The organism is Streptomyces zhaozhouensis (assembly GCF_900230195.1).
In the GTDB taxonomy this organism is placed as follows: Bacteria; Actinomycetota; Actinomycetes; order Streptomycetales; family Streptomycetaceae; genus Streptomyces; species Streptomyces zhaozhouensis.
Genome location: NZ_OCNE01000007.1, coordinates 224,361 through 246,434 on the forward strand (window position 1 = coordinate 224,361; position 22,074 = coordinate 246,434).

Here is a 22,074-nt window from a genome sequence, read left to right on the forward strand (position 1 = left end):
ATGACCAGCGCCCTCGGCATCTCCGCGTTCTACCACGACAGCGCCGCCGCCCTCGTCGACGACGGCACGATCGTGGCCGCCGCCCAGGAGGAACGCTTCAGCCGGCGTCGGCACGACCCCGCGTTCCCCGCGCTGGCCGCCGCCTACTGCCTCACCGAGGCCGGCACCAAGCTCGACGACCTCGACCGCGTCGCCTACTACGAGGACCCCCGCCGCAAGTTCCACCGCGTGCTGTGGACCCAGCTCGGCACCGCGCCCCGGGGCTTGTCGACCTTCCGCCGGGTGCTGCCCGAGTGGCTGGCGTGGAAGCGGCGCGCCGCCGCGACCGTCTCCGACCGGCTGCGCGACCTCGACCTGGGCGCCGTCCCGCCCGTGGTCTGCTACCGGCACCACGAGTCCCACGCGGCCTCCGCGTTCCTGCCCAGCCCCTACGCCTCCGCCGCCGTGCTGTGCGTCGACGGGGTGGGGGAGTGGACCACCACCTCGCTGTGGCGCGGGCGCGAGGACCGCGTGGAGCCGCTCGCCGAGCTGCGCTTCCCGCACTCCCTGGGGCTGCTGTACTCGGCGTTCACCTACTTCTGCGGCTTCAAGGTCGACTCCGGCGAGTACAAGCTGATGGGGCTGGCGCCCTACGGCACGCCCCGCTACGCGCCCCTGATCCGGGAGCGGCTGGTCGACGTCAAGCCGGACGGCTCCTTCCGGCTCGACACCCGGTACTTCGCGTTCCTGCTGGGCCGGGTGATGACCGGGCGCGCCTTCGAGGAGCTCTTCGGCGGCCCCCGCCGCGAGCCCGAAGCCCCCCTGACGGAGCGCGAGTTCGACCTGGCGGCGTCCGTGCAGCTGGTCACGGAGGAGATCATGCTGCGGCTGGCGCGCACCGCGCGCGAGCGCACCGGCGAGTCCCGGCTGTGCCTGGCCGGCGGGGTCGCGCTCAACTGCGTGGCCAACGGCCGCATCGTCGAGGAGGGCGTCTTCGACGAGGTGTGGGTCCAGCCGGCCGCCGGCGACGCGGGCGGCGCCCTGGGCGCCGCCCTGCTGGCCGCCCCGGCGGCCGGCGGCCGCACCCACCCGGCGCGCGGGCGGGACGCGATGCGCGGCGCGCGTCTCGGCCCGGCCTTCGACGACGACGCGATCCAGCGCTACCTGGACGACAACGACCTGCCCCACACCCGGCTCGACCCCGGGGAGCTCTCCCGCCGGGTGGCCGCCGAACTCGCCGAGGGCCGGGTCGTCGGCTGGTTCCAGGACCGCATGGAGTTCGGTCCCCGCGCGCTCGGCTGCCGCTCCATCCTCGGCGACCCGCGCGACCCGGCGATGCAGTCCGTGATGAACCAGAAGATCAAGTTCCGCGAGTCGTTCCGCCCGTTCGCGCCCGTCGTCCTCGCCGAGGACGCGGAGGAGTACTTCCGGCTCGGTCAGCCCAGCCCCTACATGCTGCTGGTCGCCCGCCTCACCGACGCCCAGCGGCGCACCGCCCCCGGCCAGGAGGAGGCGCGCGGGCTGGACCGGCTGCGCGCCACGCGCTCCACGATCCCGGCCGTCACCCATGTCGACCACTCGGCCCGCCTCCAGACCGTCGACCGCGCCGACCACCCGGTGCTGCACCGCCTGCTCGCCGACTTCAAGGCGCTCACCGGCTGCCCGGTGCTGGTCAACACCTCGTTCAACGTGCGCGGCGAGCCCATCGTCGCCACCCCCGAGGACGCCTACCGCTGCTTCATGCGCACCCGCATCGACAGCCTCGCCCTCGGCGGCTTCCTGCTGCACAAGGCCGACCAGCCCGAGTGGACCGAGAGCGGCGACTGGCGCGAGGAGATCCCGCTCGACTGAGCGCCGCCCCGTCGACCGCTCCCGGCCACCGTCTCCGGTCACCGCCACCCCGAGAAGAGGAACCCGCCGATGCCCACCCTGCGACGCCTCGCGGCCGGCCTGCTGCTGCCCGTGCTCTACGTCCTGGTCGTCGTCCCCGTCGGCCTGGTCACCCGCCTCGTGCGCGACCCGCTGCGCCGCCGCCCCGACCGGGCCGCCACCAGCTACTGGATCACCACGGGACCGGCCGAGGGCCCGGGGGGCCGTCACTCCTGAGCCCGCTCCAGGTCGGCGAGCAGCCCGACGGCGGCGGCCATGTAGCCGGCGATCCACCGGTCGTGGACGCGCTTGATCGGCAACGGAGACAGCGACAGGTGCCGCTCGCGCCCCACCCGGCGCCCCGCCACCAGCTCGGCCCGCTCCAGCACGCGCAGATGCTGCAACACGGTGGTGCGGTCCAGCTCGGGCAGCGCCGCGCACAGCTCGCCCGTGGTGCGCGGGGCCTCTCGGAGCACGTCCAGCATCCGCCGCCGCGCCGGCGAGGCGAGGGCCTTGAACACACGGTCGTCCTCGGCGTCCTTGTCGACCGAACCAGTCATGTTGTAAAAATACAACATGACATCGCAGGCGTCAGCACTCACCGAACTGTCCTTCACCGTCTCCGGCCGCATCGCCCGCCCCCGCGCCGACGTCTACGAGGCCGTCGCCGACCCCGCCCAGCTCTCCCGCTACTTCACCACCGGCGGCGCCCGCGGCCGCCTCGCCCCCGGCGCCGAGGTCACCTGGGACTTCGCCGACTTCCCCGGCGCCTTCCCCGTCACCGTGCTCGAAGCCGACCCGCCCCGACGCCTCGTCATCGCCTGGGACGCCGAGGCCGACACCACCGAGCACGGCACCACCCGCGTCGTCTTCGAGTTCACCCCCCTCGACTCCGGCGCCCGCACCCTCGTCACCATCACCGAGACCTCCTGGCGCCTCACCCCCGAGGGCGCCAGGTCCGCCTTCGGCAACTGCGAGGGCTGGACCGGGATGCTCGCCGCCCTCAAGGCCTGGACCGAACACGGCATCAACCTCCGCGAAGGCTTCTACCGTTGACATCCGCCCCGACCGCCCACGCCACCGCGCCCGACGGCACCCGCATCGCCCACCAGCTCCAGGGCGAGGGCCCACCCCTCGTCCTGCTGTCCGGCCAGCAGAACAACCACCGCTGGTGGGACCCCGTCCGCGCCGACTTCCACACCACCCACGCCACCCTCACCCTCGACTACCGGGGCACCGGCGACAGCGACAAGCCCGACCACCCCTACACCACCGAGCTCCTCGCCTCCGACGTCGTCGCCGTCCTCGACGCCCTCGACATCGACCGCGCCGACGTCTACGGCACCTCCCTCGGCGGACGCGTCGCCCAACAACTCGCCGCCCGCCACCCCCACCGCGTCCGCGCCCTCGTCCTCGGCTGCACCTCACCCGGCGGCCCGCACAGCGTCCGACGGGACCCCGCCACCGGCCGGGCCCTCGCCCAGCCCGACGCCCGCGCCGCCCGCGACGCCCTGCGCGCACTCATGTACACCCCGGCCTGGCTGGCCACCCACCCCGGCCCTCACCACACCCTCGGCGACCCCGCCATGCCCGCCCACGCCCGCCGCCAGCACCTCGCCGCCAGCAACCGGCACGACGCCTGGGACCTCCTCCCCGACATCAAGGCCCCCACCCTCGTCGTCCACGGCACCGACGACCTGCTCAACCCCACCGCCAACGCGCCCCTCCTCGCCTCCCGCATCCCCGACGCCCGCCTCCACCTCATCCCCGGCGCCCGCCACGCCTACTTCGAGGAGTTCCGCGACCAGGCCGGCCCCCTCGTCCTGGACTTCCTCAACGAGGCCGCTCGGCCATGACCACCACACCCGCACCGCTGTGCTCGTCCGCCGGCAACCGCAACTCCGCCACCGTCCGCAGCCCCGCCCCCTCCACCAGCGCCACCATCTGCTCCGGCCGCCACCTGTATGTCGTCCACTCCACGGGCACACCCCCGTAGGCCTCGGTGCGCCGCAGGTCGCCGTCCCCGACATGCGTCCCCGTGAGGAGGAACCCGCCCGGCCGCAACGCCCGCGCGAACCTTGCCAGCACCTGCGGCAGCACCTCCCGCGGCAGGTTGAACAGCGACCACCAGCCGAGCACCCCGCCCAGCGACGCCTCCCCGAGCTCCAGCTCGGTCGCCGACGCCACCTCGAAACGGCACTCCGGGTACCGGCGCCGCGCGTTCTCCACCATGCGCGGCGACAGGTCGACGCCCGAGACGTCCACCCCCCGCTCCGCCAGGTACCCGGTCACCGTCCCCGGCCCGCACCCCACGTCCAGCACGGGCCCCACGCCCTCCACCGAGGCGGCGAACGCGTCGACCGCCGCCCTCAGCCACGGATGGCGGCGGATGTCCCCCATCCCCGTCGTGTCCACCAGCCGGACGTAGGCGTCGGCCACCCGGTCGTACGACTCCCGCACCACGTCCAGATCGGCCGGCCGGTCGACGGGACGCTCCACGCGGCGGTCTTCACGGTCTTCACGGTCCTCAGGCATCGGGCCACCCTAAGCCGGCCCGGACCGCTCGGGACGCGGACCCCCGACCCGCGGACCGGCCCCGACGAGCGGACCTTTACCGATCGGTGTACCGTAGTGGAGGTTTACAGATCGGTATAACCCCGAGGAGGCCCGAGCGATGCCCCTGCCCGCCACCATGCGCGCGATGCGGATCACCCGCCACGGAGGACCCGAGGTCCTCGAACGCGCCGACGTCGCCGTACCCGCCCCCGGCCCCGGCGAGGTCCTCGTCAAGGTCACCGCCGCCGCCCTCAACAACACCGACCTGTGGACCCGCCAAGGCGCCTACGGCCGCCCCGACGACCCCCACGCCCCCTCCGGCTGGCGCGGCCCCGTCGCCTTCCCCCGCATCCAGGGCGCCGACGTCGCCGGCCATGTCGCCGCCCACGCCCCCGACGTCGACCCCGCCCTCCTCGGCCGACGCGTCGTCATCGACCCCGCCCTCTACGACAGCGACGGACCCCACGCCCACCCCGTCGGCCTCATGGGCAGCGAACGCGACGGCGGCTACGCCGAATACGTCACCGCTCCCGCCCACCACGCCCACGACGCCACCCACTCACCCCTCACCGACGACCAACTCGCCTCCCTCCCCACCGCCTACGGCACCGCACTCGGCATGATCGAACGCGGCGCGCTGCGCGACGGCGACACCACCCTCGTCACCGGAGCCTCCGGCGGCGTCGGCCTCGCCCTCGTCCAACTCGCCCGCGCCCGCGGCGCCCACGTCATCGCCCTCACCAGCGCCGCCAAGACCGAAGCCGTCCACGCCGCCGGCGCCCACACCGTCCTCGACCGCGCCCACGACCTCACCGACCAACTCCGCACCGCCGCCCCCCGAGGCATCGACGTCGCCCTCGACGTCGTCGCCGGAGACCTCCTCAACGACCAGCTGCCGCACCTCCGCGAAGGCGGCCGCTGGGTCGTCGCCGGCGCCCTCGGCGGCTACCGGGCGGAGCTCGACATCCGCCGCCTCTACCTTCACAACATCCGTCTCATCGGTTCCTCCATGCACACCCCCACGCACTTCGCCCGCCTCATGGACCTGGCACGCGACGCGGCCGTCCGCCCCGTCGTCGCCGCCACCTTCCCCCTCGAACAAGCCGCCGACGCCCAACGCGCACTCGCCCGCCGCCACCACACCGGCAAGATCATCCTGCGCCCCTGACCGGCCCCCGAGGCACCCGCCACCGGTCCCGCAGGCGTGCGTCGCGAAGCCCCCTCGGGGGGCGGCAGGGCACCGGTCAGTGGACGTGCGTGCTGTCCCCGCTGATCACGATGGCCTGGCCGTCGCGGAGGGGCCGGTGGGCGACGCCCTGCTCCCGGTAGCGGTCGGCGAGGGCGCTCAGCACCTCGGATTCGGGGTGGCCGGGCGAGGCGACGTGCGGCACCACGACGTAGTCGAGAAGGGCCAGGCCGTCGAAGCGCGGCGAGGCACGGTAGGCGGCGGTGACGGCGCTCGGGTCGTCGCACTGTTCCAGCCCGTGCAGCCCGGGGGCGAGGACGCACACCCCCGCGCTGTAGCCGGCGTAGACGACGGCATCCCGTCGCAGCAGTGCGGTCAGGGCGCGGTCCGCGCCGCTGCGGGCCAGCGCGTGACGCAGGACGAACACGTTGCCACCACGGACCCAGACCATCGGAAACCGTGCGAGAACGGCGGCGACCCGCTCCGGAGGCTGGTCGAAGTAGGCCCGCAGGTCGAGTTCGACCGGCCGCAGGCCCAGTGCCGTGAGCGCGTCGATCTCGCGCTCGACCGCGGCCCGGCGCGCGGCGGGCGGCAGGGCGTCGACGGCCTGGGCGATCACGGCGACCCGCGCCGTGCCGGGGCTGTCCAGCAGGGCCAGCAACCGCTCCGGGTGGTCGCCGGTCCGCCAGGAGGAGAGATACATGCGCACCCCCGCACCGTAACCGCCACCGAGTGACCCCTCGGACGCTCACCTCGCGGACCGCGGACCGCGGACCGCGGACCGGGGCGCCGCCCCGTCGTTACGACGGAGGCCACGCCCGGCATCCCCGGTGCCGAACCGGCCTCAGACCCGCACCACCACCTTCCCCCGCACATGCCCCCGCTCGACATGCGCGTGCGCCCGCGCGAGCTCCTCCAACGGGTAACTCCGCTCCACCCGCGGCGTGTACAGGCCACGCCGGCCCAGCTCACCCGCCTCGGCGAGCAGCGCCGAGTCGTTCTCCGCGTTCGCCACCCGCACACCCAGCCCCGGCGCGTTGGCGTGATCGGCGACCGTCACCACCCGCGCGGCATCCCCCACCAGCGCGACCAGATCCCCCAACGACCCCGAAGCCGCCGTGTCGAGCACCGCATCGACACCCCCCGGCGCCAACGCCGCCACACGCTCCCCCAAACCGGCGCCATACGTCGTCGGCACAGCCCCCAGAGAAGCGAGGAACTCCCGATTGCGCGCACTCGCCGTCCCGATCACCGTCGCCCCCCGGGCCACCGCGATCTCCACCGCCGCACTGCCCACACCCCCGGCGGCCCCCTCCACAAGCAGCGTCCGCCCCGACAACGAGCCGAGCAGCCGCAACCCGCCCATCGCCGTCACCGACGCCAACCCCGCGCCGGCCGCCTCCTCGTCGCTCCACCTCTCAGGCGCGTGCGCCCAGGCCGACAGCACCGCCAGCTCCGCCGACGCCCCCGTCACCCCACCCAACCCGAAGACCCGGTCGCCGACCTCCACTCCCTCCACATCCGCCCCGACCTCGTCGACCACCCCCACCGCGTCCCGCCCCGGAATCGCCGGCAGACCAACCGGCAGAAACTCCCGCACCGCGCCCGAACGCACCTTCCAGTCCACGGGGTTCACCCCGGCCGCCGAAACCCGGACCCGCACCTCCCCGGGCCCGGGACGCGGGGCCGCCACCTCCTCCACCACGAGAGTCTCCACACCGCCGTACTCGTGAAAACGAACCGCACGCATGACCGACCGCCCTTCCACCCGACCGAACGAGCCGCCCGGGAAACTCCGGTGACACGGGAAAACCCCCGGTCACCGCCGACATCCACCACGCTAGAAGCTCACACCGGTGTCAGCGGCAAATCGCCCCGCCCCCCGCCCCACCACACGCGAACAGCCCCCGACACCCCCGGAACCGAACTACGCCTCGCCCGCGCCGCCCTCCGGGCACTGCGTCAGGACCTCCTCACCCACGCCTTCGCCCTCCGACCGCTCCCGCCCTCCCCGTCACCGGCCCGCCCCTGCACCGCCTGCCGAGACGCCTGCACGCCCCCGTCCCGCACCGCCCCGGCCCCGGCCCCGACCACGGCGCCGCCACGGCCACCGGCCGACGCGGCGCGCGGGCCGGCCCCGCCGTGGAAGCGCGACGGCGGATCAGCCCGGCACCCCCGCGCCCCGCGGCACCCCGAACCACTGCTCCAACGCCTCCGCCAGCCCGGCCGTCGAGGTCGGCGCCGGCGCCCCCACGTCGACGGCCCAGGCCGTGAAGCCGTCCGGGCGTACAAGGACCGCCGCCAGCTCCGGGCGGGACGGGCAGCGCGCCGTCAGAGCGTCGACGCGACCGGCGTACCCGGCGGCGAGGGCCCGGAGCCCCGGGTCGTCGGCGAGGTCGAGCAGCAGTGCCCGGCCGCCGTGGAGATGGTCCGCGAGGCGGCTGCCGTCGGCGAGTGCGAGGTCCGGGGCGCTGCGCCCCGTCAGCGGATGCCCGCCCGGTGACGCGTACCGCACCCCGCCGCCGTTCAGCCGCGCGGTGAGGTATGTCGTGCCCTCGACCGTTCCCGCCAGGTCGCGGACGATCCCGCGCAGCGCGCGGGAGCGCGGGTCCGGACGCATGGCCGCGACCTGCGCACGCGTCCAGTCCAGGACCCCCGCGCCGACCGGATGCCGTTCCGCGGTGTACGTGTCCAGCAGCCCTTCCGGCGCCCGGCCGGCGATCACCGCGGCGAGTTTCCAGCCTAGGTTCATCGCGTCCCCGATGCCCAGGCTCAGCCCCTGACTGCCGAACGCGGAGTGCACGTGCGCCGCGTCGCCCGCCAGCAGCACCCGGCCCCTGCGGTACTCGGTGACCTGACGGGCGTGGTCGGTGAAACGGGTCGCGGTCCGCACCCCGGTGATCGTGACGTCCAGCCCGGACACGCGGCGCAGCCGCGCCTGGAGGTCCTCGGCGGTGACCGGCGCGTCCCGGTCGGCCGGCGGACCGTCGAACTCGACCGTCACGACGCGGCCCGGCATCGGCCCGTGGGTGTAGACCCCGGCGTCCGTGGCGAACCAACCGACCTCCACATCCTCAGCGCCGGTCATCTCCACGACCGCCTGGTGACACGTGATCTCCGGGCGCGTGCCGGGAAACGCGAACCCCCCGAGCTTGCGGACCGTGCTGCGGCCGCCGTCGCAGCCCACGAGCCAACCGGCGCGTACGGCACCGCGGTCGGTGTGCACGGTGACGGCCTCTCCGTCCGCGTCGAAGCGGGTCAGCTCCACTCCCCGGCGCACGTCGACGCCGAGTTCCTCGGCCCGCCGGCCGAGCAGCCGCTCGATGTCCTGCTGCGCCACGAAGGCGATCTCGGCGGCGGGCCCGGCGTCGTCCAGGCCCGGCTCCGTACGGTCGACGAGGCCGGCGCGCAGCATGATCCCGGCGAAGTGTCCGACGATCCCGAGCCCCCGGCCCGCGACGCCGTCCCCTCCGTTCCGCTCGCGCACGAACGCCTGGAGACGGTCCATCGCCCGCCGCTGCGCCTCGGCCAGCGCGGGCAGCATGCCTCTGCGGTAGAGCGCCTCGGCGCTGGGCGTGGTGATCGCCCCGCCCTTGATCGTCGCGTCCACTTCGGTGAGGCGTTCCAGGACGGCCACCCGCGCGCCCCCGAGGCGGAGCTCGCAGGCCAGCATCAGCCCCACCGGGCCGCCTCCGGCCACCACCACGTCCACGTCATAGTCCATGGCGCCGACTATGACCGAGGGCCCGGCAGGCCAAAAAGCCGCCGCCACGTCAAGGGACCGGTGACGGCGGTCGACACGACGGAGCCCGTTCACGCGCCCGGCACGGGCAGCAGCCGGTACCCGTCCGCGCTCCGGATCACCCGCCCCGCGCTCGGCGGCGCGAAGTGGGTGCCCAGCATCAGCGTGCCGGTGTCGGCGAGCCTTCGCAGCAGGGCGTGGCGGGTGGCGCGGGCCCGCGTGGCGTCGATGTCGACGCAGGCGCCGATGTCGGGGTGGGCGAGTTGGACGGGGTGGTGCACGCAGTCGCCGGTGATCAGCGCCCGCTCGCCCCGGCTGGTCAGTTCGACCGCGAGGTGCCCGGGGGTGTGGCCGGGGGTGGGCAGCAGTCGCAGGCCGGGCAGGAGGGTCCCGGGGGCGGCGTCGGCGTCGACGAGGTCGAGGAGTCCCGCCTTCTCGACGGGGAGTACGGAGTCCCGGAACATCTGCCGGCGGGGCTCGTCCATGGCGTACCCGGCCCAGAACGCGCGTTCCTTTCGGGAGACCACGTGGCGGGCCCGGGGGAAGGTGGGCACCCAACGCCCGTTCACCCGGCGGGTGTTCCAGCCCACGTGGTCGGCGTGCAGATGGGTGAGGACGACCAGGTCCACGGAGTCCGGGGGGAAGCCGGCGGTGGTCAGACGGGTGAGGTAGTCGGTGTCGAGCCCGTGCCAGGCGGGGTTGGCGCGGCGTTTGCCGTTGCCGATCCCGGTGTCGACCAGCACGCGTCGGCCGTCCACGGCGAACGCGAAGGTGTGGCTGTTCAGGCGCGGCACGCCCGCGCTGTCGGCGAAGTCCGGCCGCAGCCACTTCTGTGCCGAGACGATCTCGGGGGTGGCGTCGGGGACGGCGGACATCGCGACGGAAACGATGCGGCAGGACGTGCGCCGTCGCGACCCGCTCAGTCGGTTCCGGATGTCTGCCGAGGACGGGGGGAGTACACCTGGTGCCAGTGCTCGGCCGAGCGGACCAGGTCGTCGATGACATGGCGGAGGAACTGGCTCGTGTTCTCCAGTCGGGCACCGGCAGGGGTGGTGACACCAAGCTTCCGGGCTCCGGCCGCGCAGGCTTCGGCGATCCGGATCTGGTTGCGCGCGCCGGCCATGATGGAGGTGAACACCGCGTCGTCCTCGATGACGTAGCGCTCGGCGCGGCTGCGGGGGTCGCGCTCGCGCTTGACGAGTGCCTGGTTCTCCAGATAGCCGATGGCCTTGGAGACGGAGGCCGGACTGACCCGCAGGCGTCGCACGAGGTCCGCGGAGGTGAGGCCGCCGCTGTCGGTGCTGAACAGCGCGGCGAGCACCTTGGCCATCATCTGCGGGAGCCCGGCCTGAACCATCAGCTCCACGCTCTGCGCGCCCACCTCGTCCACGATCCGCGGATCGCGCCCGCCGAGGTCGTTCCCTCCCGGCGGGGTCGCCCGCGCGGGGGTCCTGCGCTGACGCATGTGCCCCGCGCCCACTCGGTGCGCCGCCTCGGCGTGGTAGCCGCGCGGCCCGCCGTTGCGCGTCACCTCGCGGGTGACGGTAGAAGTCGGCCGCCCGATGCGGCGGCCGATGGCCGCGTAGGTCAGCTCCTCGCGCAGCCCCGCGGCGATCTGCTGCCGGTCCTGGAGCGTGAGTCGGTCGCCGGGCATCGGGCGTCCCTCCCCTGTTCGACGTCCGGACCAGCGTAATGCAACGCTCCTGTCGTTGCATTACCTGGCACTCGTCATGCAACGATTTGCCTCGCCTGCCTGCAGCGATGCCGTTGCTTCGCGTAAACGTGATTGACGAATCGGTGTATGCAACGCAACTATTGCCGAACCATGAAAGCCGGCTGGAAACCCATCGACGGAAGCGAACCCATGACCACCAACCTCGGTCCCCCCGCCCTCTCGGCGACCGCGGTACGCAAGGCGTACGGCGACCACGAGGTGCTGAGCGGCATCGACCTCGACATCCCCCCGGGATCGGTCTTCGCGCTACTCGGCCCGAACGGCGCGGGCAAGACCACCATGGTGCACATCCTGTCCACGCTCATCCGCGCCGACTCCGGCGACATCCAGGTCGCCGGCCACGACGCGGCCCGCGCCCCGGACGCGATCCGCGCCGCGATCGGCGTCACCGGCCAGTTCTCCGCGGTTGACGGCTTCCTCACCGGCGAGGAGAACCTGCTCCTGATGGCCGACCTGCACCACCTGCCCCGCCGGGAACGGCGACAGCGCGCCACCGACCTGCTGGCACGATTCGACCTCGTCGACGCGGCCCGCAAGCCCGCGGCGACGTACTCCGGTGGGATGCGCCGCCGCCTGGACCTCGCGATGACGCTCGTCGGCCGGCCGCGGGTGATCTTTCTCGACGAGCCGACCACCGGCCTCGACCCGCGCAGCAGACGGACCATGTGGGACACCATCCGCCGGCTCGTGACCGACGAAGGCGTCACGATCTTCCTCACCACCCAGTACCTCGACGAGGCCGACCACCTCGCCGACCGGATCGCGGTGCTGCACCAGGGAACGATCGTCGCCCAGGGCACGGCACAGGAACTCAAACGACACGTCGGCGGAGGCCACATCACCCTGCGGTTCGCCGACGCACGCGACCACGACCACGCCGCCCGGACCCTGAACGTCACGTCCCGCAACGATGAGGCGCTCACCCTGCAGGTCGCCAGCCGGGGCGACATCCGGTCGCTGCGCGCTCTCCTTGACCGGCTCGACCGCGCCTCGCTCACCGTGGAAGAACTCCAGATCCACACCCCCGATCTCGACGATGTCTTCTTCGCGCTGACGGGCGACCCCACCGCGGAACAGGAGCCCGTCCGATGAGCACCGGCACCCACGCCTTCACCGATTCGATGACCATGCTGCGCCGCCAGTTGCGGCACATGCTGCGCTACCCGACGCTCACCCTCACCGCCGCCGGGGTCCCGGTGGTCTTCCTGCTGCTGTTCGTCTACGTCCTCGGAGGCGTCCTCGGCAGCGGCCTCGGCGGACCGTCGGGTGGCCGGGATACCTACGTGAACTACGTCGTCCCCGGCGTCATCCTGATGACCGCCGCCACCGCGGCCCAGGGCACCGCGATCTCGGTAGCCCTCGACATGACCGAAGGCATCGTCGCCCGGTTCCGCACCATGGCCATCGCCCGGGTCTCGGTGCTCACCGGGCACGTGCTGGGCAGCCTCGCCCAGACCCTGCTGAGCATGACCATCGTCACCGGCGTCGCACTGCTGGTGGGCTTCGAGCCCACCGCGGACTTCGGCGAATGGCTCGGCGTGATCGGCGTACTCGTGCTCATCGTCCTCGCCATCACCTGGCTGTCCGTCGCGCTGGCCATCATGGCCAAGAACGTCGCGGCCGCGAGCAACATGCTGACGCCACTGATGATCCTGCCGATGATGGGCAGCGGATTCGTCCCCACCGACTCGATGCCCGCCGGGCTCCAATGGTTCGCCGACTACCAGCCGTTCACCCCGTTCATCGAGACCCTGCGCGGACTGCTGATGGGCACCCCGATCGGCAACAACGCGCTGCTCGCCATCGGCTGGTGCGCCCTGATCGCCCTCGGCGGCTACCTGTGGGCCAAGAAGCTCTACAACCGTGAGCCCACACGATGAGCGGCTCAGACGTCGGCCATCGACCACCTGGCTGCACCGAGCACGCGCGTTGTTGACAGGCCCAGGCCCTGATCATGGCGAGGGCCCCGTGCGCGGGGGAGGTGTCGCATCCGCACCGCACGGAGGCCTTCGTGTCGCACCGCACACAAGTCGCTCAAACCGCCGGCGGCTCACCCTCCCGTCGTGGTCCCCCTGCGCCTCCCGGCGGCCGGCTGCCCGCGCGGCTGCCCACGGCCGAAGCCGGGGCGCCGTCACACCTCTGTACCCCGCTGAAGCGACAGGCTTCGACAGAGGGCCACGGAGCCGGCCCCGGGCTCCGCGGCCCAGCCGGCCCGGCTCCTCGAAAACCGCCTCAACCCCGCCCCGACACACCCGAGTTGGCGGACCACCGCGGGGACTGCACCACAGCCCGGGGCCCGCCCCGGCCCAGTGGGAGTAGGCCGGCGTTGGCCATGTCCGCTCACACGGCGTGGAGGAAGGCGGGCTCGACATCCGGGGCCTTCTGACCGAGGAAGTGGGGGATGCAGGCGACCATCCCCATCAGCGGAACCGAGCGAGAATGTCCGAGGTCCAGCCATTGAATCGAGGGACCGCAGGTGCCGGTTGCGTAGGAGGGCAGTACTCTGCTCCGGCGTCAGCCGGCGTTCCCCACCCCGGCGGTGGTGTACGCGTTCGCGTACGGGCAGGCTCTCTTCGGCGTGTGCCAGCAGCACACAGTGGTCGACATACCTCGTCTGCGGCCAGCTCGCCCGCCCCATCAGCACCACGATGTCGAACTCGGCCCGCGCCAGGTCAAGCGCCTCCCGAGAGCGGGGCGTCGTCGAAGTCCACGCGGGAAGTCCATGCGGCCCGGCGTGCTCGGCACCCGTGAACTCAACACCACATCAACTTCTGCGTTCTTTCACTCTGCTGAGATTCCAAGCGTGGCTCCTGAGCGCGGTGAGGGTGTCCGGATGGTCTTCTCCAAGGACGCGTGCCCGGTCGATGGCGATCTCCGCGAAGAGGTGTGCCGCTTCGACGTGGTTCCCAGCCCGCCCGAGGTTCCAGGCGTGGCCGCTGCGGGACTGCAGGGTGTCGGGGTGCTCCTCTCCGAGGACACGTGCGCGGTCTGCGGCGACCTGGACGAAGAGACGTGCGGACTCGGCGTACTCTCCGGCTTGGCCGAGGTAGTAGGCGTGGCTATGGCGCGACTGCAGGGTGTCGGGGTGGTCCTCTCCGAGGACGCGCGCGCGGTCCGCGGCGACCTGGGAAAGACGTCGTGCGGCTTCGGCGTTGTCCCCATCCCGAGCGAGACGACGAGCCTGGTCGTGGCGGACGGTGAGCGTGTAGGGGTGGTCGGGGCCAAGGGTGCGGTCAGCGGCAAGTTGCGTGGCAAGGCGTGTGGCCTCGATGTGTGCTTCGACGCGGCGGAACTCCTGAGCGTGGTTGTGGCGGGCGTTCAGGGTGTCGGGGTGGTTGTCTCCGAGAGAGCGTGTGTAGTCGGAGACAACCTCAGCGAAGAGGCGGACGGCTTCCTCATGTTTGCCGAGTTGACCGAGGTAGTAGGCGTGGTTGTGGCGGGACTGCAGGGTGTCGGGGTGGTCGTCTCCGAGGACGCGTGCGCGGTCCGCGGCGACCTGGACGAAGAGACGTGCGGCCTCCGCGTGCTTTCCCGCTTCGCCGGCGTGCAGTGCCTCTTCGTGCCGGCGGGTCAGTTCTTCCGCGGTGGGGGTGTCGTGGGTGGGGTCGGAGTGTTGGGTGTACGGGGCGGTGGGAGTGGTGGCCCGTTGGTGGATGAGGGTGGTCACCTCGGTGGGCCAGAGGGCGGTGCCGGGGGCGTCGTCGGGTGGGGCCCAGTGCGAGGTGATCTGGTCGAGTAGTTGGGGGAGGGCGGGTCGTTCGTCCGGGGTCTTGGCGAGGCAGGCGGTGATGAGGTCGTGGAGTGGGCCGGTGATGGTGTCCAGGCGTGGTTCCTTGTTGATGACGCGGTGGAGGATCGCCAGCGGCGCACCGCCGCCGAAGGGGTCGTTGCCGGTGGCGGCATAGGCGATCACCGCCCCTAACGCGAACACGTCGCTTGCTGGTCCGACCTGGCCGTCTTCGGCTTGTTCGGGAGACATGAAGCCGGGCGTCCCGATCACCATTCCGGTTCTCGTCAGGGAGGAGCCTTCCAGGGTGCGGGCGATGCCGAAGTCGATGACCTTCGGCCCGTCGGAGGCCAGCAGCACGTTCGAGGGCTTGAGGTCCCGGTGTAGCAGACCCTTGGCATGGATGGCCTGCAACGCTTCGACCAGGCCGGCGGTCAGCCCCCACACAGAGTCTTCCGGCAGCGGGCCGGTCTCGGTGACGGCGAGGGCGAGGTCGGGGCCGGGGATGTAGGCGGTGGCGATCCACGGCGGGTCATCCTCCGGTCCGGCGGCTACGACCGGGGCGGTGAATATGCCGCTGACCGCCTCCGCTGCCGCCACCTCCCGGGCGAACCGGGCCCGGAACTCCCGCTGTGCCGCCAGGTGCGGGTAGATGACCTTCACCGCGACCGAGCGGCCCCCTGGCGACCGCCCGAGGAACACCTCACCCATCCCGCCGGCGCCCAGGCGGCCCCGCAACACGAAACTACCCACCCGCTCCGGATCCCCCGCGCGCAACGGTTCCACCCGAACACCCTCCTCCGACACCGAAACCCTGCCCACACAGACAAGTTGAACCCTCTACTCAACCACCGCCAGCTCGCCCTGTCCCCCGCTCCGGGCCACACCTCACATCTCAGGCCTGCCGCCGCCCCGCTGCCCGGCTGGCGCCACGAACCCTGCCCCTCCGGCATCGGCATCGGCGTCCTCGCCCCCCACGACGCGTTCGCCGCCACCTACCCCACGTGCACCGGCGAGACGGACGACATCCTCGACGACGCCACCCATCACCTTGACACCGGCACCCCCGCCAGCGCCCTCCTCAGCCTCACCGCCGCCTACCACGAGACCCCCGAACGCCTCCCCGACCTCCATCTCCACATGGGCCCGCACCTACGACGCCCTCGACCGGCCCCCTCCTGCGCGCCCGCCTCGACGCCCTGCGGAACCAGACCCGATAGCCCACCGGCGGGCGCCCCGCAGCCCACCGGCGGGCGCCCCGCGTACCACCGCGCCATGGCCGACAGCGACCCAGAACCTCATCGCCCGGGAATGTCAGTGCCGCGGTCCATACTCAAGCCGCGGCGCCACCCGGGCACCGCGGCACGACAGGAGCACTCCATGGCCGAGGTACTGGTCTTCCACCACGCGCACGGGCTGACCGCCGGCGTGCGCGGCTTCGCCGAACAGTTGCGACGGGCCGGACACACCGTCCACGTGCCGGACCTCTACGAAGGACGGGTGTTCGCCAGCCTGGAGGAGGGCGCCGCCCACGCCGAGAGCATCGGCTTCGACACGCTCACCGGGCGCGGAGCCGCCGTCGCCGAGGAGCTGCCCCCGGAGCTGGTCTACGTCGGCTTCTCGCTCGGCGTCCTACCGGCGCAGAAGCTGGCCCAGACCCGCCCCGGAGCCAAGGGCGCGCTGCTCCTCGAAGCGTGCGTCCCCGTCACGGAATTCGGCGCGACCTGGCCCCGCGACGTCCCCGCACAGATCCACGGCATGGACGCCGACCCGTTCTTCGCCGGAGAAGGCGACGCGGACGCCGCCCGCCAACTCGTGGAGATAGCGAAGGACGCGGAACTGTTCCTCTACCCGGGCGACAGACACCTGTTCACCGACAACAGCCTGCCCTCCCACGACGAACAGGCGGCGCCCCGAGTCGAGCACCGAGTGCTCGACTTCCTCGACCGCGTCGGGTAGCCAGCCGAACACCCCGACCCGCCGGCGGCGCCCACACGCCCCCTCAGGAACACCCCGCAGCTCATCCCCACCCCACCCCGGCACATACCGACGCGCTACCCCACGAACTCGCAGATCACCGACCGCGACACCTGACCCACCACATCCAACCCCTCCCACGACCCCGCCCCCGCGATCCGGTCGCTCTCCTCCAACGCCCTCCGCCCCAGCCGCTCCCACTCCGTCGAATCCGCCAGCAACTCGACCCGCAACATCGCCTCCAGAGCCGCCGTCCGCAACCGCTGCGTCTCCCGACCCATCTCATACGGCGCCCCCCTCGGCCAGCCGCCCCTCCTGCATGGCGAACCAGTGACCCACCTGGTGAGGTGGCCCTCGCGGGCGAGGTATTGGCGGGCGGCGGCCACTCCCCGCTCGAAGGAGGCGCTGCCACGCCCTTTGGTGGGTGTCCTGGCGGCCGGGAGGACGCCGAATGCCGTGGGCCCCGCGCCTTCCGCGTTTCCCGCGTCTTCCTCGCGGGCCGTCCCGGGGGCCGCTACGGCCTTCCCTGGCGCCACGGCGGGCGCGACCTCGGGCGGGGTGACCCGGAGTTGTTCCAGGAGCGCCCGTTGGCCGGAGAGGAGCCTGGCCCATACCGCGGGCTGGGTCTGCTTGGTCAACCAGCGCCCGACGTCCATCCCGTGGACCGTCACTCCCGGATCGACGTGGACTGGGCCGCTTTCCTCGGCGAGGAGGCCGTGCAGGGCGGCGTAGCGGCGTTGCCATAGGGGGTTCCAGTCCGGGTTCCAGTCGGGGGCGATCCCGGAAGCGAGGCGTAGGTCGCGAACATCACCACCTGGCCGGTGCCGTGCCACAATGACAGGCGGACCGGATTCGTCGTCGAGCGCACCCCCAAGTTCCACAGCTGCGGGTCCTTTTGGAGAGATCAGACGGCCACCGCCGGCCCGGTGTGCCCGACCCGCCGCCACTCCCGCACCGTCTGGGACAGCAGATCCAGCGTCGGCACCACCACCAGAACGCGCCCACACGGCAGCATCTCCCTCGCGGCGAACGCCGCCATGAAAGTTTTTCCCGTACCACACGCGGAAATGACCTGCCCCCGAAACCCGTTTGCAGGAATTCCTCCCGGAGGGATATCGAAGCCGCGCACAATGGCGTCAACAGCCTCGATCTGATGATTCCTGAGATCGCGTCTCGACATAGCCACGGTACTCGCGCGGGGTGCGGCCGGTGCCGTCGCCCGTCTCCGTCGGGTCCCGCCGCTCGGCGTCGGGGTCGGTGAGTTCGGGGTCGGTGGTCGGGGTCTTCGGCCGGTTCTCCTCGGGAACGGTCATGCCGTCGTTGCTCCCTCGCGCGTTCGGGGCCGGTGTGGGACGAGGGCCGCGAGTACCTGGCCGGCCGCGTTCCACACCGGCCGCGCCGCTCGGGGCGGCGGCGACGGCGCGGACGCGGCGCGGCGGGGGGGGGTGCCTCTATGTCTCTCGTCAAGGCGTCCCTGTCGGGTTTGGGTGGTTCGGGGGTGTTGGGTTATGCGGTGAGTTCGATGTTCTTCGGTGTCCGGGGTTCGTAGAAGGTGCCGTCTCGGAGCATGGCGAACAGGACGCTGATGCGTTGGCGGGCGAGTCGGAGGAGGGCTTGGGTGTGGGTTTTGCCGCGGGCTCGCTGTTTGTCGTAGTAGGTGCGGGAGGCGGGGTCGGCGTTCATGCAGGCGAAGGCGGAGAGGAACATGGCCCGTTTGAGCTGTCGGTTGCCGCCTCGGGGCGCGTGTTCGCTGTGGATCGAGGTTCCGGACGATCTGGTGGTGGGGGCGAGGCCGGCGTAGGAGGCGAGGTGGGCGGCGGTGGGGAAGTTGGTGCCGTCGCCGATGGTGGTCAGCAGGATTGCGGCGGTCCTGACGCCGACGCCGGGCATCGAGGTCAGGACCTGGGAAAGAGGGTGGGCCTCCAGCAGGCTGTTGATCTGGGCTTCCAGGGCCCGGCGCTGTTCGTGGACGGCGGCGAGCGAGCGGGCCAGGGACGGGATCACGATGTCGAGGGTGCCGGTGCCGGGAACGGTCACGGTCTGCTCGTCCAGGGCGTCGAAGACATCGTCGATCAGCCGTGCGGCCATGCGCGGGGCCTTGGGGCGGATCAGCTCGACGAGTCTGCGTCGGCCGGCTTTGCGTAGGGCGGCTGGGGATCCGTGGCGTTCCAGGAGCCAGGTGACGGCTTGGTGGTCCAGGCGGGGTCCCAGGACGCGTTCCAGGCTGGGGTGGAACTGGGTGAGTAGGCCGCGTATCCGGTTGCTGGTGCGGGTGGCCTCGGCGGCGAGGTCTTGGTCGAAGCCGGTCAGCACGGTCAGTTCGGCGGTGATCTCGTCGGTCAGTTCGAGTGAGCGCAGGGTGTGCGGCATTGTTCGCGCGGCGTCGGCGATGACGGCCGCGTCCTTGGCGTCGGTCTTGGCTTCGCCGGGGTAGAGGTCGGCGATTCGTCGCATCGCCAGGCCGGGCAGGTAGGCGACGCGGCAGCCGGCGTCGCGGGCGATGGCCAGCGGCAGGGCGCCGATGGAGGCGGGCTGGTCCACGATGACCAGGACGGTGCCGAACTTCGCGGTCAGCTTGTCGAACACGGCCCGCAGCTTCGGCTCGCTGTTGGGCAGCTGCTTGTCGAAGACCTTCTTGCCGGTCGGGGTGAGCCCGTGCCCGTGGTGGGCGGACTTGCCGACGTCCAGGCCGAGGAACACGCCCACGTCTTGGGTCTCGAACATCGCGGCCTTTCAGGAGGTTTGACGGTGCCGGCCTCGGCTCGGGTGTCGTGCTCGCGCATCCACGTTATGCAGACCTGCCGCCCGCGAATTGCCAGGCATTGCGCCGGGCCGGACGGTGGCCGGACCTCTCATCAGCGTCTCCGACGAACACCCCCGGACCCGGTGACACCACCCCCCAGGTCATGCCGTCGACAGGGGGACACAGTAATGCCGGGCCCGGAGGCCAGCGGTCCCATTGCAGGACCGCCAAAAACATAACGGGGGGGGGCGTCCCCGCCCCGAGGGGCTTTGGTGGCGCGGGGAACGGCGGGCGTCAGCCCACCGGCACCGGTGCGGGCTCGGGAGCGGGCGCCGGGGCCGGCTCGGCGCGGGGCGCGGGGACGGGAGCCGGTTCCGAGTCGGGCGCCCTGCGGCGGAGGGCGTGGAACAGCAGGCCGGCGGCGGCGGGGAGCGCCACCAGCAGGCCGCCGGCGACCAACGCGGCCCGTGCGCCCATGAGTTCCATCATCAGGCCGACCGTGGGCGGACCGACGAGGCCCCAACCGGTGCTGAGGCTGCGCCAGACGCCGAGCACCCGGCCGCGCATCTCGGGCGGCGGGTCGGTCTGGAGCACGGTGGCACCGGCGGTGTCGGAGACGGACTCCACCACGGCCATGGGGATCACCAGCAGGATCAGCAGGCCGAGGGTGGGGGTCAGCCCGGCCGCGATCTGGAAGACCGCGCCGATCGCGGACATGGCGGCGACCAGGCGGACCGAGGGGCGTTGCAGCACCCCGGCGAGGAGCGCGCCGACGATGCCGCCGACGGCCAGCGCGGTGGAGACGGTGCCGAAGGCGCCGGGACCGCCGGCGAGCGGGCCGGTGACCAGGACGGCCAGGGTCAGCGCGTAGTTGCGGCCGAAGACGGAGCTGAGCGCGGTGATACCGGCCAGCAGCACCAGCTGGGGGCGGCGACGGAAGAAGCGCAGCCCGGCGCGGGCGCCGCCGTCGTTGGGCTTTCCTGCCGCCTCCGGGGCGGCGGGCGCCGGCGCGTCCTCCGGTTCCTCGGCCGCGCGGTCCACGAGCCGGAGGAAGGGGATGATCGCCGCGACGAAGACGAACGAAAAGCCGTTGGCGACGAACGCCGAGGCGGTTCCGAAGAGCACCACGGCGCCGCCGGCCAGCGCGGTGCCGGCGAGCCGGCCGACGCTGTGCACGGCGGAGCCCAGGGCGATCGCCGAGGGCACGTCGCGGCGCGGCACCAGGTCGTTGCCGAGCAGGGCGCAGGCCGGTCCGTCGACGGTGCTGATGACGCCGGTGACGGCGGCCAGGAGCAGCAGCGCGGGCACGTTGAGCGCGTCGAGGGCCACCAGCACCGCGGTGGTGAAGGCGACGAGGCCGAGGGCGACCTGGCTGAGCGCGGCCGTCAGCTTGCGCGGCCAGGCGTCGACGACGGCGCCGCCGGCGAGGCCGAGCAGCAGCCCGGGGCCGGCCTGCACGGCCAGGGAGAGGCCGGTCATGGCGGCGGAGCCGGTGACCTGGAGCACGAGCAGGTTCTGGACGGTGAGCTGCATCCAGGTGCCGGCGTTGGAGACCAGGTTGGCCACGGACCACCAGCGCATACTGGGGTGCCGCAGGGAACGCCACGGGTTGTGTCCCCGGGCGCGGCGGAGTGTGGGCATGAGGGTTCCCTGTGCCCCGGTCGGGGCGGCTGACGTGGGGAGGCGACGGGCGTCGGTGCCCGTGGAACGGCGCGATCCACCGTGGCAGACGGCGGGGCGGTCGGGAAGACCAAGATCGTTCCCAGGGGCGGCCGGAAGGGGTTCCGCCGTGTGGGCACGGGGTTCTCGGGGTTTGGTGGGGTTGGTCACAGAGCGGGGGCGGTCACCCTCGGACCCCCTTTAATTACGCCTTGTAGCTATTTGTTCGTATTCAGTGGGGGTGCCTGGGGACGTGGCCACGGAAGGGACAGGCCGCCGAAGGGAGCGGACATGGAAGGCAGCACCGGCACGCCGTTCCGGCACGCCGTCGTCACCGGCGGCGCCGGGTTTCTCGGGTCGCACCTGTGCGAGGCGCTGCTGGCCGGCGGCACGGAGGTGACCTGCGTCGACGACCTGTGCACCGCCCACCCCGACCAGACTCCTCGCGAGAGGGTAGGGGTTGAATTCATGGACCTGGTGGTGAGACTCTAGACCAGAAAATACACAGTGCATCACCTTGATGCATCACCAATGGAAACACGTTCATGCCCACGCGTGACAAGCTGTCAGGTCGCTCTCTATACGCGCCCATCGCGTGATAGCATGGGTCGGGCTTGGCCCCTTTACGTAACCCTCTCTGGTCTCCCCCTTCGATGTGCGGTTGAACTCATCAGCGTCCCCCTCACCCGCGCGTCACCCGACGAGGGGGAGAGTGGCCCGAACCTCCAGTCCCTGCACAGTGCATCACCAGCACGCAGCACCCTCCCCGTAGCCAGCTTCTCTTAGAGTCCCGCTTGCGGGACTCTGCCTTTTCGCGCTTGCGCGAAAAGGCTTCACTGCATTTCGCATTCCGCTTGCGGAATGCTTTTCCCGCGCTTGCGCGGGAAAACGCGCCGCCGCT

22 protein-coding genes and 1 pseudogene are annotated in these 22,074 nt (G+C 72.3%); 9 read left to right on the top strand and 14 right to left on the bottom strand.

Annotated features, from left to right (window positions below):
- Both CRP51_RS13005 and CRP51_RS13010 read left to right on the top strand, forming a co-directional pair.
- Positions 1 to 1,830: a carbamoyltransferase family protein gene (locus CRP51_RS13005; RefSeq protein WP_097231289.1), complete on the top strand. Its 1,830-nt coding sequence runs from the start codon at positions 1 to 3 to the stop codon at positions 1,828 to 1,830.
- A gap of 69 nt (positions 1,831 to 1,899) precedes the next feature.
- Complete coding sequence (locus CRP51_RS13010; protein ID WP_097231290.1) at positions 1,900 to 2,085, top strand: hypothetical protein; 186 nt, start codon at positions 1,900 to 1,902, stop codon at positions 2,083 to 2,085.
- Here the strand turns inward: CRP51_RS13010 and CRP51_RS13015 are convergent.
- Positions 2,076 to 2,408: an ArsR/SmtB family transcription factor gene (locus tag CRP51_RS13015; protein ID WP_212615899.1), complete on the bottom strand. Its 333-nt coding sequence runs from the start codon at positions 2,406 to 2,408 to the stop codon at positions 2,076 to 2,078. The two genes, CRP51_RS13010 and CRP51_RS13015, sit on opposite strands and share 10 nt — an antisense overlap.
- A 16-nt stretch (positions 2,409 to 2,424) precedes the next feature.
- Between CRP51_RS13015 and CRP51_RS13020 the strand changes: the two genes are divergently transcribed.
- Both CRP51_RS13020 and CRP51_RS13025 read left to right on the top strand, forming a co-directional pair.
- Complete coding sequence (locus CRP51_RS13020; RefSeq protein ID WP_097231293.1) at positions 2,425 to 2,904, top strand: SRPBCC family protein; 480 nt, start codon at positions 2,425 to 2,427, stop codon at positions 2,902 to 2,904.
- Entirely contained in the window at positions 2,901 to 3,704 is an 804-nt protein-coding gene (locus CRP51_RS13025; RefSeq protein WP_097231294.1) for an alpha/beta fold hydrolase, read from the top strand. The genes CRP51_RS13020 and CRP51_RS13025 overlap by 4 nt, the downstream gene beginning before the upstream one ends.
- Here CRP51_RS13025 and CRP51_RS13030 read toward each other — a convergent pair.
- Positions 3,682 to 4,383, bottom strand: coding sequence for a class I SAM-dependent methyltransferase (locus CRP51_RS13030; RefSeq protein WP_097231295.1), 702 nt, complete (start codon positions 4,381 to 4,383; stop codon positions 3,682 to 3,684). The genes CRP51_RS13025 and CRP51_RS13030 overlap by 23 nt on opposite strands.
- Positions 4,384 to 4,522: 139 nt before the next feature.
- Between CRP51_RS13030 and CRP51_RS13035 the strand changes: the two genes are divergently transcribed.
- On the top strand, positions 4,523 to 5,572 hold the full coding sequence (locus CRP51_RS13035) for a zinc-binding dehydrogenase (RefSeq protein ID WP_097231296.1): 1,050 nt from the start codon (positions 4,523 to 4,525) through the stop codon (positions 5,570 to 5,572).
- Between the two features lie 76 nt (positions 5,573 to 5,648).
- Here the strand turns inward: CRP51_RS13035 and CRP51_RS13040 are convergent, their stop codons facing one another.
- The 5 genes from CRP51_RS13040 to CRP51_RS13060 all read right to left on the bottom strand — a co-directional run bounded on the left by CRP51_RS13040 (position 5,649) and on the right by CRP51_RS13060 (position 10,986).
- Positions 5,649 to 6,293: a Type 1 glutamine amidotransferase-like domain-containing protein gene (locus tag CRP51_RS13040; RefSeq protein WP_245880559.1), complete on the bottom strand. Its 645-nt coding sequence runs from the start codon at positions 6,291 to 6,293 to the stop codon at positions 5,649 to 5,651.
- A gap of 141 nt (positions 6,294 to 6,434) precedes the next feature.
- A complete protein-coding gene (locus tag CRP51_RS13045) occupies positions 6,435 to 7,340 on the bottom strand; it encodes an NADP-dependent oxidoreductase (protein ID WP_097231298.1) in 906 nt (301 codons plus the stop codon).
- A gap of 411 nt (positions 7,341 to 7,751) precedes the next feature.
- Positions 7,752 to 9,314 (bottom strand): FAD-dependent oxidoreductase, encoded by a 1,563-nt coding sequence (locus tag CRP51_RS13050; RefSeq protein WP_170970534.1) that lies wholly within the window; start codon positions 9,312 to 9,314, stop codon positions 7,752 to 7,754.
- 89 nt (positions 9,315 to 9,403) lie between these two features.
- The gene (locus CRP51_RS13055) at positions 9,404 to 10,207 is read right to left on the bottom strand and encodes an MBL fold metallo-hydrolase (protein WP_097231299.1); all 804 of its coding nucleotides are present in this window, start codon (positions 10,205 to 10,207) and stop codon (positions 9,404 to 9,406) included.
- Positions 10,208 to 10,251: 44 nt separating this feature from the next.
- Complete coding sequence (locus CRP51_RS13060; protein ID WP_097231300.1) at positions 10,252 to 10,986, bottom strand: GbsR/MarR family transcriptional regulator; 735 nt, start codon at positions 10,984 to 10,986, stop codon at positions 10,252 to 10,254.
- A 210-nt stretch (positions 10,987 to 11,196) separates the two neighbouring features.
- Here CRP51_RS13060 and CRP51_RS13065 point away from each other — a divergent pair, with 210 nt between their 5' ends.
- A complete protein-coding gene (locus CRP51_RS13065; RefSeq protein ID WP_097231301.1) occupies positions 11,197 to 12,159 on the top strand; it encodes an ATP-binding cassette domain-containing protein in 963 nt (320 codons plus the stop codon).
- A complete protein-coding gene (locus tag CRP51_RS13070; RefSeq protein WP_097231302.1) occupies positions 12,156 to 12,947 on the top strand; it encodes an ABC transporter permease in 792 nt (263 codons plus the stop codon). The genes CRP51_RS13065 and CRP51_RS13070 overlap by 4 nt, the downstream gene beginning before the upstream one ends.
- An 884-nt stretch (positions 12,948 to 13,831) precedes the next feature.
- On the opposite strand, the gene CRP51_RS13075 is transcribed toward CRP51_RS13070, so the two are convergent.
- Together CRP51_RS13075 and CRP51_RS13080 are read right to left on the bottom strand one after the other, a co-directional pair.
- Entirely contained in the window at positions 13,832 to 15,616 is a 1,785-nt protein-coding gene (locus tag CRP51_RS13075) for a serine/threonine-protein kinase (RefSeq protein ID WP_439333158.1), read from the bottom strand.
- A 66-nt stretch (positions 15,617 to 15,682) separates the two neighbouring features.
- Positions 15,683 to 15,934, bottom strand: coding sequence for a hypothetical protein (locus tag CRP51_RS13080; protein WP_141514590.1), 252 nt, complete (start codon positions 15,932 to 15,934; stop codon positions 15,683 to 15,685).
- A gap of 240 nt (positions 15,935 to 16,174) precedes the next feature.
- Between CRP51_RS13080 and CRP51_RS13085 the strand changes: the two genes are divergently transcribed.
- The gene (locus CRP51_RS13085; protein WP_097231305.1) at positions 16,175 to 16,753 is read left to right on the top strand and encodes a dienelactone hydrolase family protein; all 579 of its coding nucleotides are present in this window, start codon (positions 16,175 to 16,177) and stop codon (positions 16,751 to 16,753) included.
- Between the two features lie 95 nt (positions 16,754 to 16,848).
- Here the strand turns inward: CRP51_RS13085 and kilB are convergent, their stop codons facing one another.
- From kilB to CRP51_RS13105, 5 genes are all read right to left on the bottom strand, one after another.
- Positions 16,849 to 17,652, bottom strand: coding sequence for a plasmid transfer protein KilB (gene kilB / locus CRP51_RS29505; RefSeq protein WP_245880562.1), 804 nt, complete (start codon positions 17,650 to 17,652; stop codon positions 16,849 to 16,851).
- Positions 17,653 to 17,675: 23 nt separating this feature from the next.
- Positions 17,676 to 17,951, bottom strand: coding sequence for a DEAD/DEAH box helicase family protein (locus tag CRP51_RS13095; protein WP_439333159.1), 276 nt, complete (start codon positions 17,949 to 17,951; stop codon positions 17,676 to 17,678).
- Positions 17,908 to 18,084 (bottom strand): hypothetical protein, encoded by a 177-nt coding sequence (locus CRP51_RS28820; protein ID WP_170970535.1) that lies wholly within the window; start codon positions 18,082 to 18,084, stop codon positions 17,908 to 17,910. The genes CRP51_RS13095 and CRP51_RS28820 overlap by 44 nt, the downstream gene beginning before the upstream one ends.
- 193 nt (positions 18,085 to 18,277) lie before the next feature.
- Entirely contained in the window at positions 18,278 to 19,495 is a 1,218-nt protein-coding gene (locus tag CRP51_RS13100) for an IS110 family RNA-guided transposase (RefSeq protein WP_097231307.1), read from the bottom strand.
- 313 nt (positions 19,496 to 19,808) lie between these two features.
- Positions 19,809 to 21,155 carry an MFS transporter gene (locus CRP51_RS13105; protein WP_097231308.1) on the bottom strand — a complete coding sequence of 449 codons (1,347 nt, stop codon included), beginning with the start codon at positions 21,153 to 21,155 and terminating at the stop codon, positions 19,809 to 19,811.
- 309 nt (positions 21,156 to 21,464) lie between these two features.
- Between CRP51_RS13105 and CRP51_RS13110 the strand changes: the two are divergent.
- Positions 21,465 to 21,626 (top strand): annotated as a pseudogene (locus CRP51_RS13110) (NAD-dependent epimerase/dehydratase family protein); the annotation flags it as partial.
- Positions 21,627 to 22,074 lie beyond the last annotated feature (448 nt).

What these genes read in the sequence shown, in the direction of transcription:
- CRP51_RS13005 (WP_097231289.1), top strand. Translation starts at nt 1, where the DNA reads ATGACCAGCGCCCTCGGCATCTCCGCGTTCTACCACGACAGCGCCGCC.
- CRP51_RS13010 (WP_097231290.1), top strand. Translation starts at nt 1,900, where the DNA reads ATGCCCACCCTGCGACGCCTCGCGGCCGGCCTGCTGCTGCCCGTGCTC.
- CRP51_RS13015 (WP_212615899.1), bottom strand. Translation starts at nt 2,408, where the DNA reads ATGACTGGTTCGGTCGACAAGGACGCCGAGGACGACCGTGTGTTCAAG.
- CRP51_RS13020 (WP_097231293.1), top strand. Translation starts at nt 2,425, where the DNA reads ATGACATCGCAGGCGTCAGCACTCACCGAACTGTCCTTCACCGTCTCC.
- CRP51_RS13030 (WP_097231295.1), bottom strand. Translation starts at nt 4,383, where the DNA reads ATGCCTGAGGACCGTGAAGACCGTGAAGACCGCCGCGTGGAGCGTCCC.
- CRP51_RS13035 (WP_097231296.1), top strand. Translation starts at nt 4,523, where the DNA reads ATGCCCCTGCCCGCCACCATGCGCGCGATGCGGATCACCCGCCACGGA.
- CRP51_RS13040 (WP_245880559.1), bottom strand. Translation starts at nt 6,293, where the DNA reads ATGTATCTCTCCTCCTGGCGGACCGGCGACCACCCGGAGCGGTTGCTG.
- CRP51_RS13045 (WP_097231298.1), bottom strand. Translation starts at nt 7,340, where the DNA reads ATGCGTGCGGTTCGTTTTCACGAGTACGGCGGTGTGGAGACTCTCGTG.
- CRP51_RS13050 (WP_170970534.1), bottom strand. Translation starts at nt 9,314, where the DNA reads ATGGACTATGACGTGGACGTGGTGGTGGCCGGAGGCGGCCCGGTGGGG.
- CRP51_RS13055 (WP_097231299.1), bottom strand. Translation starts at nt 10,207, where the DNA reads ATGTCCGCCGTCCCCGACGCCACCCCCGAGATCGTCTCGGCACAGAAG.
- CRP51_RS13060 (WP_097231300.1), bottom strand. Translation starts at nt 10,986, where the DNA reads ATGCCCGGCGACCGACTCACGCTCCAGGACCGGCAGCAGATCGCCGCG.
- CRP51_RS13065 (WP_097231301.1), top strand. Translation starts at nt 11,197, where the DNA reads ATGACCACCAACCTCGGTCCCCCCGCCCTCTCGGCGACCGCGGTACGC.
- CRP51_RS13070 (WP_097231302.1), top strand. Translation starts at nt 12,156, where the DNA reads ATGAGCACCGGCACCCACGCCTTCACCGATTCGATGACCATGCTGCGC.
- CRP51_RS13085 (WP_097231305.1), top strand. Translation starts at nt 16,175, where the DNA reads ATGGCCGAGGTACTGGTCTTCCACCACGCGCACGGGCTGACCGCCGGC.
- CRP51_RS13095 (WP_439333159.1), bottom strand. Translation starts at nt 17,951, where the DNA reads ATGTCGAGACGCGATCTCAGGAATCATCAGATCGAGGCTGTTGACGCC.
- CRP51_RS28820 (WP_170970535.1), bottom strand. Translation starts at nt 18,084, where the DNA reads ATGACCGTTCCCGAGGAGAACCGGCCGAAGACCCCGACCACCGACCCC.
- CRP51_RS13100 (WP_097231307.1), bottom strand. Translation starts at nt 19,495, where the DNA reads ATGTTCGAGACCCAAGACGTGGGCGTGTTCCTCGGCCTGGACGTCGGC.
- CRP51_RS13105 (WP_097231308.1), bottom strand. Translation starts at nt 21,155, where the DNA reads ATGCCCACACTCCGCCGCGCCCGGGGACACAACCCGTGGCGTTCCCTG.